Annotated in this window: 9 protein-coding genes and 1 tRNA gene; 1 reads left to right on the top strand and 9 read right to left on the bottom strand. The window is 57.5% G+C overall.

Annotated features, from left to right (window positions below):
• Window positions 1–52: 52 nt before the first annotated feature.
• Entirely contained in the window at window positions 53–1,258 is a 1,206-nt protein-coding gene (locus tag OGM61_06210; protein UYI83462.1) for a PLP-dependent aminotransferase family protein, read from the bottom strand.
• 273 nt (window positions 1,259–1,531) lie between these two features.
• Between OGM61_06210 and OGM61_06205 the strand changes: the two genes are divergently transcribed.
• Window positions 1,532–1,723, top strand: coding sequence for a hypothetical protein (locus OGM61_06205; protein ID UYI83461.1), 192 nt, complete (start codon window positions 1,532–1,534; stop codon window positions 1,721–1,723).
• Between the two features lie 79 nt (window positions 1,724–1,802).
• Here OGM61_06205 and OGM61_06200 read toward each other — a convergent pair.
• The 8 genes from OGM61_06200 to OGM61_06165 form a co-directional block, all read right to left on the bottom strand.
• Window positions 1,803–1,891, bottom strand: a tRNA-Ser gene (locus tag OGM61_06200).
• A 212-nt stretch (window positions 1,892–2,103) separates the two neighbouring features.
• Entirely contained in the window at window positions 2,104–8,343 is a 6,240-nt protein-coding gene (locus OGM61_06195; GenBank protein ID UYI83460.1) for a hypothetical protein, read from the bottom strand.
• Window positions 8,344–8,477: 134 nt separating this feature from the next.
• The gene (locus OGM61_06190) at window positions 8,478–9,881 is read right to left on the bottom strand and encodes a hypothetical protein (GenBank protein UYI83459.1); all 1,404 of its coding nucleotides are present in this window, start codon (window positions 9,879–9,881) and stop codon (window positions 8,478–8,480) included.
• A 49-nt stretch (window positions 9,882–9,930) separates the two neighbouring features.
• Window positions 9,931–10,368 carry a phage holin family protein gene (locus OGM61_06185; protein UYI83458.1) on the bottom strand — a complete coding sequence of 146 codons (438 nt, stop codon included), beginning with the start codon at window positions 10,366–10,368 and terminating at the stop codon, window positions 9,931–9,933.
• 34 nt (window positions 10,369–10,402) lie between these two features.
• Window positions 10,403–11,251, bottom strand: a complete 849-nt coding sequence (locus tag OGM61_06180; protein ID UYI83457.1) for an N-acetylmuramoyl-L-alanine amidase — start codon at window positions 11,249–11,251, stop codon at window positions 10,403–10,405.
• Window positions 11,252–11,336: 85 nt separating this feature from the next.
• Window positions 11,337–13,322: a tyrosine-protein phosphatase gene (locus tag OGM61_06175; protein UYI83456.1), complete on the bottom strand. Its 1,986-nt coding sequence runs from the start codon at window positions 13,320–13,322 to the stop codon at window positions 11,337–11,339.
• Window position 13,323: 1 nt separating this feature from the next.
• The gene (locus OGM61_06170; GenBank protein ID UYI83455.1) at window positions 13,324–14,493 is read right to left on the bottom strand and encodes a hypothetical protein; all 1,170 of its coding nucleotides are present in this window, start codon (window positions 14,491–14,493) and stop codon (window positions 13,324–13,326) included.
• Window positions 14,490–14,819 carry a hypothetical protein gene (locus OGM61_06165; GenBank protein UYI83454.1) on the bottom strand — a complete coding sequence of 110 codons (330 nt, stop codon included), beginning with the start codon at window positions 14,817–14,819 and terminating at the stop codon, window positions 14,490–14,492. The genes OGM61_06170 and OGM61_06165 overlap by 4 nt, the downstream gene beginning before the upstream one ends.
• Window positions 14,820–14,833: the final 14 nt, after the last annotated feature.

Here is a 14,833-nt window from a genome sequence, read left to right as displayed (position 1 = left end):
AACAGCCGCACCGTGGCCTCACGGTGCGGCTGTTTGGTTATCTTGCTTTGGATCAGTTGCCTTTCTTCGCGATCAGCTCCGCGCAGGCTTCGCCGAGGATGCGGATGCCCTTTTCGATGACCTCGTCGCTGCTGTTGGAGTAATTGATGCGGAACGTGCTGACGTTGCGTTCCTTTTCATAGAACGGGTCGCCCGGGCAGATGGCAACGCCCCTGGCGAGCGCGACGCGGTAAAGGTCGACCGCGGACATGCCGTTCGGCAGCTTGGCCCACAGGAACATGCCGCCCTCCGTCGGCGTGAACTCCACGCCCTCCGGGAGATACTTGCGCATGCAGTCCATCATCAGCTCCGCTTTGTGCTTGTAGAGCACCTTCGTCTTCTCGATGTGCGCGTCAATGTCGTTGTCAGCGAGGTACTGCGCCAGAACGAGCTGCGAGAAGATGTTGGTGTGCAGGTCGGCAGTCGCCTTGTAGCTCAGGAGCTTTTCGCGCAGCGCCTTGTTGCGCACGCACACCCAGCCGATGCGCATACCGGGGGCAACGATCTTGGAAAACGTGCCGAGCATGCAGCACTGCTCGCCCAGCTCCTTGCCGAAGCTGTCGGTCGCAGTGCCGGAAAAGCGCAGCTCACGGTACGGGTTGTCCTCCAGCACGACGATGTCCGTGCCCTTGAAGATCTCCACAACGCGGTCATGCACTTCCTTGCTGTAGCTCAGGCCGGTGGGGTTCTGGAAGTTCGGGATGACGTAGGCAAATTTCACGTCCGGGTTGGCCTGCACGGTCGCCGCCAGCTCGTCGCAGTCGATGCCGTCGGGGTTGATGGTCACGGGCAGGACCTCGGGATCGAAGAAGTGGAACGACTGCAGCGCGACGAGATAGGTCGGGTTCTCGACGATGATCTTGTCGCCAGGGTCGAGCATGCACGCGCCGATCATCGTCAGCACCTGCTGCGAGCCGTTGGTGATGATAATGTCGTCGGCCGTCACACCGTAGACGCCCATCGTCTCATAGCGCTTGGCGACCCACTCGCGCAGCGGCAGATAGCCCTGCGTGCCGCTGTACTGCAGCGCCATGACGCCGTTTTTCTCCAGCACTTTGTGCGTAGCCTTGTCCATCGCCTCGACCGGGAACGAGACCGGGTTCGGCAGACCGCCCGCGAAAGAGATCAGGTCAGGCGACGCCGCTGCCGCAAGAATGCTTGCCGTAAACTCGCCCTGAAAGTCGGGACGCAGGATTTTGGTGGAAAGTCTGGGATTCATAATGATTTCTCCTTTCATGGGCACTTGTAGTGGTCTGTGTATTCGACAGGCAAGCCCTCATAGTGTGTCGATTATAGCGCACACGATCGCCGGATTACAAGGCGTACCGGAAAAATCTGCGTTCTAACGGAAAGGCACACACATACAAAGTGCGGTTCTGTATAGAACGCTCATTCGCGCTTACCGTTATGCGTCAAATATGCGTCATTTCTGCATTTTGCAACCATATGACGCTAGAATTTCGCCAATACTTCGTCACGGAGGGACGACAAAATGAAAGACAACCTGAGCCGATACACGCTGCGCATCGACCAGACGCTATTGGATAAGCTCGGCTACATCGCGGAATACGAGGGCCGGACAAAAAACCGCGAACTCGAGCAGATGATCAAAATTCAGTTCTGTTTCGGCTGTACGAATTCCCGCCGCAGAATCGCTCCGCAGCGGGGATTTGTTATAAGCTGAAATAGCCGAAAGCCCCTGATCTCAAGCGGTTTTCAGGCATGGAAAAAGTCCACCGTGATCCAAAATCACGGTGGACTCATGGCGGAGAGTAAGGGATTCGAACCCCTGTGGCGTTGCCGCCTAACGGTTTTCAAGACCGCCCCGTTATGACCGCTTCGGTAACTCTCCAGATATGCAGATAGAGAAACAAGACGCCGATGACCGGCGTCTTGTTTTTGGCGGAGAAGGAGGGATTTGAAGCCTTTAAAAACGTCGATATATCAGCATATAGCCGTCGCGGTGTGTAGATGCTGTGTTCAGCATATAAGGAGAGTTTACCGCCCTCCCTTCCGCGAGGCTGGCTTTATTATAAGTTCATCCTCCGCTTTTGTCAACCGCCATCACCTCGGCAACCCGAGCGCCCCGGCCGCCCTGCTTGTGCCCGTCGGAAGGCTGTTTGTCACCGTCCCGCTCTCCAGCCTTGCCCGTACACTGCTGCCCACCGCAGTAGAGTACGGGTTTTTATACGGCTTCCAGCTCTTGTTCTGAATTTGCCACAGCGCCGCGCGCTGCTCCTGCGTCAAGCCGCTCACGGAGTCGATCGCCGCTTTTGCCATGCCTGCGTTCAGAGATGTCTTGCCGTACTTTTCTTTGATTCCCTCCGTTGCTTCATACACTTCAACGTATTTCTCCGCCGGCACGTTCCACTGGCGCACCGCCGAGAATTTCACGGCGATGGAATCCGGCATGATCGCCTGCACGGCCGCCGCTGCCGTCGCATCGGAAACGCCGCTGTTAACGATTGCTTTGTATTTCTGCATAGCGGTCACGCTGTCCGCGCCTTTCTCCGGGGTCAGTGCTCCAATCGTGCGCGCGAGTGTTTCCGCCTCGCTCGTGCTGACGCCCGCTCCGGTGATTTTCTCATACGTTTCGGCCTTTGCCTGCACTCCGGAGTAAAACACCAGATTGCTTTTCACGGCCGTCTTCTGGGCGTCAGAAAGGTTCATGCGATCCACCTCCGCTGCAAACTCGACCGCCTTTACGGACGCTTTCTCGTTGTCCCGGTTGATCCGGTCGTAAACGTCGTAGCAATCCATGATGCTGTCCCACGACATTTTTTCCGATCGCAGCGCGCTGAACTTCACGTCCTTTCCGTCGCCGATCATGGCCGAATAGATCTGCTGTTTGTATCTGTCCGGCAGATCCGCGTTGCGGATCGCGTCGCGCTTTGCTTTTGCCGCCGCCTCCGGGTCGTCGTCATCCACACTGCGCACGGCCTGCATGGTTTCGTACACGGTCTTTTTATCCGCCCCGCTGGCGACGATGTCCCGATACGCCTGCGTCTGCTTTACGGTCAGGCTTCTGTCGCCGGATGCATAGAACTCGTTCGCGTCCTGCGTCGCATTCGGCCCAAACAGCACCATCTGCGCGCCTTTCAGCAGGCCCTTCGGCCCGCTCGTGTCCACAGGATACTTCAGCCGCTCGGAGTCTCCATACCCGGAATATGCACCGCCGCGCACAAGCGTCTCGACGCCCTTTCCGGTCTTATAGATCTGGTTGCCCATCGGCAGCCATGTCTTCAGCTCCTTCGGTGCGTCCTCCGCCAGCTTCTGCGCCGCGTCTTTGCGCGTGTCCGCATCTTTCCCGAACACAGCGGTTTTTGCATCGGAAAGCGTATTTACCGGAACTGTCGGCAGCGGCATGTTGCTGTCGCTTGCTCCCGCCATGGAAAGCGCATTTGAGATAAACGGAAGGTCGCCTGATGCTGTATACCGCAGTTGGTCCCACGCCGCTTCCGTGTCAAATTTCTGCTCCGGCTTTTCCGTTCCGAGTTCCCGTTCTCCGGTCGCCGCTTCCAGCGCGTTGTCCAGCGCCGTCAGCAAGTACTTGTTCGTGCTCAGTCCCTCGCCTGCGCCGATAGCGCCGGTCACATATCCGATCACGTCGAACGGCGCCGGCGTTCCACCGTAGAGCCATTCCGTCAGTCGGTTGAAGATGAATGCCTCCAGCAGGTACTTTGCCACGAATCCGCAGAGCTTTTTCACGGCTGCAGTCTTCCCCTGCGTCTTTGCCATCGTCTGAAATTCCATCGGCAAGTCGTGCGAGATATGACTCCATGCGTTGGCAACCTCGAGCTGGAACGTCGTCAGCGCCTTCGAGAAAACGTTTTTGTCCTCAAACGCCATCGGCTTCGCGCCCTGGATGCGGTTGCCCACCATCCTGCTGGCATATTCATCCGCCGCCCTCATTGCTTTCTCATGCGTTGCGCCCTTTTTCACTTCCTGCAGGTATTTTGCACGCACGATCACGCGGCTGGCCACGTCGTCCACCGCTTCGAACGGGATAGCGGCAACGTCCATCACCTTCCCCAGCCCCTTAGTTTCCGTCAGCTGGTCAATTCCCCGCTTACCGGTCAGGAAGTCACTTGCGCCTTCCCATCCGTCCGCCTTCGTCTCCCCGGTCACGATGTCCCGGACAGCTTCTGCGACATTCCCCGCTCCGACTTCTGCCGCCAGCATCGGGATCTGTGCCGTCTGGTTCAGTGCGGACGACAGATTGCCCACGATGGTGCTCTGTCCGAAAATGGCCGAGAGCTTGTTGCCGAGGTTCAGGAAGTTGCGCCCGAACTTGTCTTCAAACACGCGATCCACCTTCGTCTGCTTCCCCGCCAGCTTGTTCGTGTAGTCATCCAATACGGACACGAACTGCCCGTACTTCGTCATTCCGTTGATGTTTTCAAACAAGCTGTCGATGTATTTGTCCAGTGCCGCGTCTGCCTGCTCCTCCGTCAGGCGCGTGCCCTCCGCGATCCGGTCCGCCGATTCCAGGAATCCGATCTTCTGCTCCAGCGATGCATTGTGCATCTCTCTCGCCTGCGCAATCCGGTCGCTGATCCCATCCCGCGCATACTTCCCGCGAAAGTATTTGGACATTTCGCGCAGCTTCATGATGTCGTCCGTGTGATATAGGACATTCGCCATGTAGTTGACGTAGGATTCATAACCGCCTACTGCGTCATATTCTACGTTATCGTTGCTCGTTTTCGTGCGTTCGAGGAAGTACGGGTTCCACTGCTTTCCTGGCCGGAAGCTATCCGTCCTGCCAGCGATGGCCGTCGGCAGCTCCGACACCTGCGCGTCGATCCCAATCAGTTTCAGGAACTTTGCCGTTCCCTCCTGCGCCTTCTCTGGCTGCATGTGCGGGGCGTACCCTTTCACATAGCCGATCGGATCATACCCATGGCTCACAAGGAATTCGTTGATCAGGTCGTAGAATTCGTTATATGCTTTTTTGTATCCCGCCGCCGCTTCTTCGATTTTCTTTGCGTCCACGTCCGCGTCCTGCAGCCTTGCCTGCGTGTCCAGCCACGCCTTGTACCGCTCCACGAGCTCCATTTGCTCCCGTGGAATGTTCATTTCCGCAGCGGTCTTCTTCACGTCCGTACTCGTTGCCGCATCCGCCACGCGCTTTCGCATATCCGGATCCAGCTTGCTCACCTGGTCCGCCACCGCGGTCCCTTCGATCACTCGCTGCACCAGCGCGCTCTCCGATTCGCTCAGGTCGAACCCGCGCACGCGGTCAAACATCCGGTTAATAAAGCGGATCTTTTCTGCGGAATTTTCGAGGATCGGGTCGAAGAGCTCTTCGTTGATTTTCTTTCCCAGTTCCTTCCCGAATGTTTTCTCCACGTTCCGCTGCATCGTGTTCACCTGCAAACTCAGCGCGCCCGGTAGTTTCCGGTCATCTGGTGTCCCGAATAGCTCCTCCAGCTTTGCCTGCCACTGCCGCTGCGCGGCGTATTTGCGGCTCCGGATCAGTTTGCCCGCGTAGTCGTTTTTTGCCATGTAGTAGTACGCGAGCTGCGTCACCTTTTCCTTTGACATGGTCGTCGGTATCTGCTCCGCCGTGTACGTTCCGCCCACGATGTTCCCGGCGCTGTCGAATGATGCCCCTTTTGCGATTCCCTGCGCAAATTCTTTCTCTGCCGGTGCCGGGTTCAGCTCCCGGATTTTCTTCTCGATGTCCCGGCTCGCCTTTTTGGCGTATTTCGCCTCTGTTACAAGGTCGTCCACGTTCGTGATCGGCGCAAACGGGTGGCTGATCTTCACGCCCATCCTTTCCGCGTGCGTGCCCGGCTCCACAGGGGTGTCTCGCAGTTCCTGCCGCTCCGCCTCGTTCTCCTGCGCCTCGCGCATCACGCGCGCGTTTTCTTCCACCGCCGAGCTGCTCGTGTTTTCTCCGGTCAGCAGTCCGTGCTCGCGTGCGTAGCCTTCGGCCGCAGTTCGTGCGCTTTCTTTCGCCTGCGTGCTCTTGACATCTCTTTTCGATTCTGATACCATATTACTTGCAGAGGCTTCACTCTCTATCCCGCGTTTCCAACGATCGTTGTTGCGCGGTTGAGAGTTTGAAGCCTCTGTTTTTACATTTGTCAAATAGTACAGGTTGTTTCCCTGGTCTCCCACATTCACACGCATTCTTGCGACGCCTGGCAGCTCTCCGAACATGGCTTTCGTTTCAAAAATGTCTGTCCTCTTCAAGTGGCGCGCCGTGTGCTTTGACGGCTCGCTTGCCATCCACTTCGCATTTTCCACAATTTCGTCCAGCTGCTCCAGCATTGCCAATGTATCAGCGCTTACCGGCTGCCTCGAAATAATCTCGCCAATTCCCTTCGAGCCAATGCCGATTTCGTAATACAGTCCGTTCGCCAATGTGTTCGCATTCTTGAAGGTCTTACCCATGAACAAGTCTTTAATAATCCGCTTATATTTTTTTCTCGCCGTAGCGCTTTCGACAGAATCAACATACGCGGATATCTCGTCGATTTTCTCCTGTGGTATCTCAACCACTTTGTACACCGCATTATCTGCTCGCACCGGAAGCCCCTGCGAGCCTGCGATTTCTGATCTCTCTGGCAAAAGTGGCATAGCCTTCGAAGTTCGTTCATTTTTGCTTTTGACCTGCGTATCGGCAGACGGCAGCCCCCGCACATCTGCAAAATTGCCGCTTTCCTGCGCGTTTGCCGTGCTCGCAACCGGTTCATTCACAATTTTCGCCTGATTTTGTGAATGAACTTGCTGAATTTGCGCATTCTGCTGCAAAATCTGCGCATTTTGTGATTCTGCCGCTCGCTTGATGGTCTCGCGCTGCTGCGCCTTGGTTCCGGCCAACGTCTCGCCGGTTACAGTTTCAAACGCTGTCCGGAGCTCGGCATTTGCAAGGATCCTCTCCGCCTTGCTGTTCGTCACCTCGCCGCCCAGCAGTTCCCGCACCTGCGACTCCGCACTCACCTGCCCCATTGGCAGCTCGCGTGCTTCTGCTGTCTGCGTCTCCACGCTTGTCTGCTCCGCTGGCAGTTCGCGTACTTCCGTCACCTGCGCCGCCGTCGCTGAATTGTTGGCTTCCTGCGTGTTTTCCTCAACGGTTTGCGCCTTCGGCAGTTCCCGCACGTCGGCCTGTACGTTCCCCGCCGCTCCGCGCGCAAGCCCTGCGGTTTTTCCGACAATCGTCTGTCCTCCGCCGAGGATGCCACCGACGGTCATACCGAGTCCGAATTCCTTCGCGCCCGTCACGGGGTTGAGCACGGCGTCCTCGTCCTTCGTCGAAAACACCTTGTTCCCCTTGTTGTAGGTCAGGTTCTGCAGCGCGCGCTCCAGCACGCCCTGCACGACTTCTTCCTGACCTTCTTCCGCGGCCGACTTGATCCACGATTTCAGCGCGCTCTCACTCACCTGCAGCTCGCCCGGCAGCTTCTGAATACCGCCGGCCACTTCGGCCGCCGCGTTCACAAGCCCGTTGGCCATGGCAAACGCATTTGCTTCCCAATCCGATGCGCCGTCCGCTTTTGCGTCCTGGTAGTTCTGCCCGGCCACCTGTGAAAACGCCAACCAGAAGTTCGGATCCTTCGCCATTGCCTGCGCCATCTGCTGCGCAGTGACTGCCGAAGTTTTCGCGTTTCCGACGATGCCCGGCAGTGTCGCGGCAGCCCTTGCTCCGCCTGTTGCAAGCTGCGCTTCCGCACTCCCGCCCATTGTCATCATCGCCATGATTGCCTGCGGCAGTGCTGCTACAGTCGACGTGCCGATCTCGTCTGCGATCTTCTGCCCCTTCGTGCCGTTCTGCATGTTCTTGCCGTAGTATTCCTGCGCAGCGTCCGCGATCTGCTGCTGCGCCTCTGCTAAGTTGGAAAAGGGGTTATTCTCCCAGCCCAATTCTTTCAGCGCGTTGCCCGGCAGCCAGCCGAGCGTCTGCGCAAAGCCGTTTGCCGCCTGCGTCACGCCCTTCCACAGCATACCCTTCCCGGTCTCTTTGTCATCCGGCTGTGCCGGCGCTTCTTTCTCCGCCGCCCAGCGCTGGATGTCCGAGCTGTCCCATTTGCCGGTAACTTGCTTCCCGAGGTCGGCCACACCCTTTTCGGCGTTGTCCACTGTGTCGATTGTCTTGTCGAAGATCGTGCGCGGCAGGTTGCCAATAGCGTTTAAGTATTCCTTTGCGTCCTTCGTGCCGAGCTTCAGGTACTCGCCGAATGAAAGTCCCTTCGGCAGTTCCGGGTTCTGCGTTTTCTTCTGTTTCTTTTTCTCGTCGAAATGCATCGTCGCGTAATGGTGCACCGGCTCCGCCGCCTTCGCGTTGAACGTCTGCATAAACTCGCCGGTTGAAAGTTCCCCCCCCGACGCAAGGGGCCCGCCCGCCCCCTGCGTCTGCGTTTTCTGTGTTCCTTTCTTCAGCCCATACTTCCGCATGAACTCGCCCGTCGACATTGCCATGGTGTGCCCCCTTAATCTCTGTACTGGTACTTCAGCCGGATTGCGCTGTCCCTGGAGATCAGGCCGTCTTTTTTCGCCTGGTCGATCTGCGCCCGGAGCTGCTTGTTCGTCCATCCCGACTGCTTCGCCTCAGCCAGCTTCGCCACAAAATCGCCAGATGTCCAGTCCTGCGTCTCCTCGGTTTCTTCCTGCGTCTCCGCCGGTGTATAGCTGTAATCGCTGTAGCTATAACCCCCGCCGCCGCCCGTGCTTCTTGTTCTGGTGCTCGCCGCCTTCAGCGCGTCATACTCTGCCTTCATTGCCGCGATCTGCGCGTCCGTATACAGGCGGTTGCCGTTACTGTCCGTCACCTTTTCATATCCAGAGAAGTCTCCGTACTTGGCCAAGTTGTCCGCCGCCGCCAGTGCGTAGCTGATCTCCTGCTGTTTCCTTTCCAGCTCCTGCTCCTGCTCGTAGTTTCGCTGGCTCTGCAGCCCGCTCATGATGCTGCTGTAGTTGGTCAGGTAGTTGCTGCGCGCCGTCTGGTCAGCCTGCGATTTTGCGATCTGCCGCTGCAGCTCCGCTGCATTTCCGGCAACATCCAGTGCCGTCATCGCGCTTGCGCGGCCGCCCTCGTTTTCTCGCAGCGCCTGCTCATACGACAGCCTGTTTTTCAGCAGTGAGCTCTCCGTGGCGCCGCCCGTGTACCCGGCCCCGGCCAGTTGCTCCGGAAGTGCCTTCTGCTCCTTCATCATGTCGATGTAAAGCTGCCGGTCTGTGCTGTCGTATTTCTTCTTCGCTTCCTCTTTCTGCTGCTGGAGCTTCAGCATCGCAAGCTCCGTCTGCTTGGCGCTCTCCGTCTCGTTCGCCGCAAGCTGCTGCTTCAGTTGCTCCTGCAGCATGTTCAGCGTGCTCTCGAGGTAGCCGGTCTCCTGAGCCTTTTCCGCCGCCGTCCGGTATCCACGCTCCAGCTCCGCCCGCTGTGCGTCATCGTAGTCTTTCGCGTATTTCTGGTAGGTGTATTCCGGCTGATATTGTGTTATACCCTCACCAGCGATCTTCTTGTTCCGCTGCTGCTCGTAGTAGGCCGCAGCGGCGTAGTCGCCGTTTTTTGCCGCCTTCTCCACCATGCTGGCGTAGTCCGTCCCCACGTTGTAGCTCGGCGTGTATCCGCTCTCGAGCCGGTTCATTTCATCCTGTGTGTACTGCTTTGCATACTGCGCGTATAGGCTCGACGGGCTGTAATCCATGCCCTCCCCGGCGATCTTCTTGTTCCGCTGGCTCTCGTAGTACGATGCCGCACCCATGTCGCCATCCGCAGCAGCTCGCTGCATATATTTCGCATAGTCCGTGTCCTTGTTGTAGCTCGGCGCGACGATGCCGGTCTTTTTCTGCCCGTTTTCGTCGATATAGCTGGTGGTCTGCCCTGCGTCCATAATAGCCTCCTTAGTGTTTTCCCCGCCGGGTTCTCCGGCGGGGATGCTGTTATTTATGTTCGTCCGTTTTGTCCTTCAGCTTTGCCAGGCAGTCCGTCAGGAACTTCGGCACCGGAGCGCCCAGCCTCGCCGCATTTTCTGTGATACTGCCCAGTTCCGTCACGATGTACCAAATCGCCACCAAAGGCAAGAAAGCCGTCTTATATGTAAACGGCAGCTCAAATCCCAATCCGCCATAATTGATAATCGCCGACAGCGCCACATCCAGCAGCAGTGCCACCAGCATGGCCACGATGCTGCCGAGCTTGTGCCACAGGCCGGCACGCGCTACGGCGCTATCCCACGTTCCGGTCGACAGCGCCGCCCACGAGCCGGTCGCATAGTCCAGGATCATCGTAATCAGCCAGACGATCACGAGCCAGCCTGTCCACCCCCAGAACGCCGTCATGCCGGCCAGCACAGCCGAGATGGCTGCCTTCAGTTCCATTGCTTTACTAGGTGCATTCATATGTATTTCTCCTTTACTTTTCATCGACCATGCGCTGGCACACGATCATCGTGCGCAGCATATCCATCGTCACGTTCAGATTGCCGTCGGCGTCTCCTTTGAGCGCGCCGCGCTCCACCAGACGCTGCACGCCCTCCTGCGCCCAGTCGGGCATGTCCTTGATCGTCTCGTACCGGGGGTTGCATGCCGCTGCGTACTTGGTGCCGACCACAAGGCCACGGATCATATCCATGGACAGATCCAGATTACCGCCGCCCACGCCGCCGAGTGCGCCCGCATCCACCAGCGCGCGCACCGTGTCCTGCGCCCAATCGGGCACGTCGTCGATTTTGTTGTATCGTGTCATGGGTTCTTCCTCCTCTTCGTTCGGGTGTTCCGGCGTCAGCATGGCCAGAAATGCCGTCCACTGCGCCGGGTCATCCACCCACGGCATGGGGCAGCGCTTGCCCGTCACGTCGTAGTGCCGCAGCACGTGCTCCGTGTCGATGCCATAGCGCTGCATGATCTCCCGCGCAAGCGCCGCGGCGTTGGCCACGGTCTCCGGCAGGATGTAGTAGCTGCCGTCGGCGCGCTTGCGGCTGCACATCTCAATGCCGATGCTGTTGCCGTTGCGGCACTCGGGGTGCCAGTACGCCCGCGCGCCGCAGTGCCACGCCGTGTCGCACTCGCGCACGGACTGCATCGCGCCGTGCTCGTCGCAAAAATAGTGCGCGCTGGCCTGCAGGCCGCCCACGCGGTGGTAGTAATCGCAGTTGTTGCGCGCAGTGTCACCGTTGTTTGCCGTGTAGTGCATCACAATGTACCGCACCGGCTGCGTGCGCCCGGCGCGGTAATTTGACGGATCGCAAGAAACAAATTCCATCAGCTGTTACCTCCTTCATCTCTGCATCTCATCAATCCGATGCTGTAGGGCATCCTGTAAAATCAACAAGAGGCTCTTTTGAGACTTATATGATTTCTTCGTTTGTAGTAACAATTACATTTTCCAGCGTGTCGTAGAGCACGATTGAAAAATAGGCTGCGCCATTTGAGCTGGTAAACTCAAAATCGGCAACTCCATTGGCAGCATTAAAGTTTATAACAGGCCCTGCTTGGCCTTTTTCGATATTGGCCAAAGATGTATATCCGACTTTGACTTGGGTTCGGTCAGACTTGAAAAACTTGATAGATTGATATGACACATCAGTGTTCCCTTTCCATCGAATACGCACGACATCACCCTTTTTGACCGGGAGCAAGCCCGTGATATTCGTCCCTGAGTGTGCAACAGGTGCACCGCTGCTGCTATTGTATCGCATATTTTTATACATAGGCGTATGCCCGATGACGTTTCCATCCATGTCAATCGCGGCATCAAGCAGGTTTGTATATGCTGGGGCTTGGGCTACAGCGGTTGCCGTGATAACAATATCGCCGATCACCTCTGGAATAGCTATGACCCCATCTTTGTAAAATGTGGACACGTCCTCACCTCCCATCATGATTTTTACATTACTGACTTCGCACCCCGTGTCGGCAGTTATCGCAGTACAATAAGACTGCCCGTCGATGACATACGCGCGTGGGTTGCTACTTGTGCATTTTGTCAAAGCGACCCGTACAGCTCGCCTCAGCACGTCCGTGCTGCCACGCAATACAGCAGCAGTCACGTCCTTCCCGCCCATCGTCACTTTGATGGATTCAATCAATTTGCCGTTCGTGGGAGTGATGCTTGCTACGAACGGCTGGTACTGCTGCACAGATGCCGCTCCGTTGCTGACTGTGACATCAGTGAGTGTTTTTGTGATGCTGTACGTTGCGATATCTGCCGTCACTGTCTCCGGCGTCCCGTCGATCATAGCTGCTCGGAAAGCGTTGATTTTTTCGATTGTAATGCCGCACGACACCATAAAATTAACCACCTTATCGCGGAATGTCGCACCAGGATAGGCATTCAAGTAGTTAATCTCGCGCGTCCACGGCGTTTCGTTCCTGCGACGGGCTTCCGCATCTGTGCTGACGCCAGAATTAAAACTCGAGAGTTCGTAATCCTTATCACAGTCGGATTGTGATACCCCAAGTATCGCTTCGCACAGCAGAGCGACCACGCCCGTTCGATCTGCGCCCGCAGAGCAGTGGAAGTATGTCGGCTTGTTTGCGATGACATAATCGAAGAGCGGGTCGAAGATCGCCTTGATATTCCCGCTTGACTTCTGATACGCAAGGTCGTTCCATGTCATATCAACCCACAGCATATCTACGGTCGGTCCAAAGCCACTTTCTGTCCTGCCGTTCAGTTCAGACGCAAAACGCAGGTCAATTTCCTTGAGGATTCCGAGCATATCAATCGCCTGTTGTCTGCCGTCATCGGTCAGATATCCATACATCTCGCCGCCCCTGAAGAGCAGCCCGTACTTTACCCTGCCACCATCGCAATCCCAGCCTCCAAGATCGCGCACGTTGCCCACGTTCAGCAAATGAATCATGCGGCACGCTCCGGTCGGTTTAATGACGCCCTGCTGGATAACTTTTCCGCCAACAAGCAGCACAAAAGTTGATATCGAGCCCGGTGTGCAGTTATAGATTGTGATTGCTCCTGCGCTGACCGGCTGCGAAACACTGTTACCTGTGTACCCGTCCACGATTGTCAGCGTTCCGGCGGACTTCATCACAATGTCTACGCCAACAGGTCGGTTTGCGCTCACTGTCGTCACATATTCGGGTATCTGCGAGACAGCGTAGTCCGAGGGGTCGTAAGTGACGTTTTTCAGATACCTGTCTACCTCTGCGCGGCACTGGTCAAATGTGTACACTTCGGTTTCCACTCCGGTGTTCAAGCAGCGCCTCACAGCATCGCCCATCTCCGCGACTTTGTATTTCGTTGCAGTGCCGTTTTTCTCGCGGATAGCTGCTGCAATGTCCTGTACGGCGGTTTCTTCGTAGAGCTTTTTCATCTCAGTAGCTCACCTCCGTGCCATCAGGCAGGGCGGCTATGACGCTGTTGACAATCTCCTGCTTATCAGCTGCCGTCCAATAGTCCGTGCCTCTGACAGGTGTCTTACCGGGTGCGCCGGGTTCGCCTTTTTCGCCGTCCTTGCCCGGTGCGCCGGTTGCTCCGCGCGATGGATTGCCAGTGTCCGTGCTGCCAAGATACCAGTTGCCATTGTCGCCGATGTGCGGCGTAACGCCGTCCGCACCAGCAGCCCCCGGTTTGCCATCGGCGCCGTCTTTGCCCGGTGCTCCGGTTGCTCCACGCGATGGCTTGCCGGTATCGGTGCTGCCAACGTACCAATTGCCATTGTCACCGATGTGCGGCGTAACACCGTCCGCGCCAGCAGCCCCCGGTTTGCCATCGGCGCCATCCTCGACCGTGGCAATGGCTGCGCCGTCCACGCTGATTGTTGTCGTCTTGCCGGCCTTTGTGGCTGTTACCACCGGGCTGTGGCCGTCCTTGCCCGCAGCGCCGGTAGGGCCGTCTTTTCCCGGCGCACCATCTGCGCCATCCTCGACCGTGGCAATGGCTGCGCCGTCCACGCTGATTGTTGTCGTCTTGCCGGCCTTTGTGGCTGTTACCACCGGGCTGTGGCCGTCCTTGCCCGCAGCGCCGGTAGGGCCGTCTTTTCCCGGCGCACCATCTGCGCCATCCTCGACCGTGGCAATGGCTGCGCCGTCCACGCTGATTGTTGTCGTCTTGCCGGCCTTTGTGGCTGTTACCACCGGGCTGTGGCCGTCCTTGCCCGCAGCGCCGGTAGGGCCGTCTTTTCCCGGCGCACCATCTGCGCCATCCTCGACCGCGGCAATGGCCGCCCCGTCCACGCTGATTGTTGTCGTCTTGCCGGTCTTTGTGGCTGTTACCACCGGGCTGTGGCCGTCCTTGCCCGCAGCTCCGGTAGGGCCGTCTTTTCCCGGCGCACCATCTGCGCCATCCTCGACCGTGGCAATGGCCGCCCCGTCCACGCTGATTGTTGTTGTCTCTCCGGACTTGGTGGCCGTTACCACTGGGCTGTGGCCGTCCTTGCCGGGGTCACCCTTTGGGCCTTCGATCACAACAAGCGGCGTGTCAACGGCTGCGACTACCTCTTCTCCAAACACATCGAGGATCTCGGCTTCGATCTTGTCGCTCATTCCATTATCTCCTCGTCCGTGCAGTCCAGCACTTTGATTTTCGGGTTTTTCTTCGGCTTCAGGATATTGCCCGCGCCCTTGAAGTTGCAGGTGATCTCCAGCTCCGCCTGCCCCACATCGAGGGATAGCGTGTCTTCCTGCGTCAGCGTCAGCAGGAACCGGTCATTTACATTATCATACCGCACCGCGTCCGGCCACGTCTTGCGCACACTGTCGCCTAACTTGAACGCGATCTCGTCCACGTTGCCAAGCGGGAACACGTCCATGTCGTTGAATTTCACACGCACGGGAACGGTCTTTGCCTCGCCTCGTTTGATATATGCCATTGCTTTTCACCTCA

The sequence above is a fragment of the Clostridiales bacterium genome (assembly GCA_025757645.1).
Lineage (GTDB): Bacteria > Bacillota > Clostridia > Oscillospirales > Oscillospiraceae > CAG-103.
The sequence above is the reverse complement of the archived record's forward strand: the minus strand, read 5'-3'. Positions and strand labels throughout refer to the sequence as shown.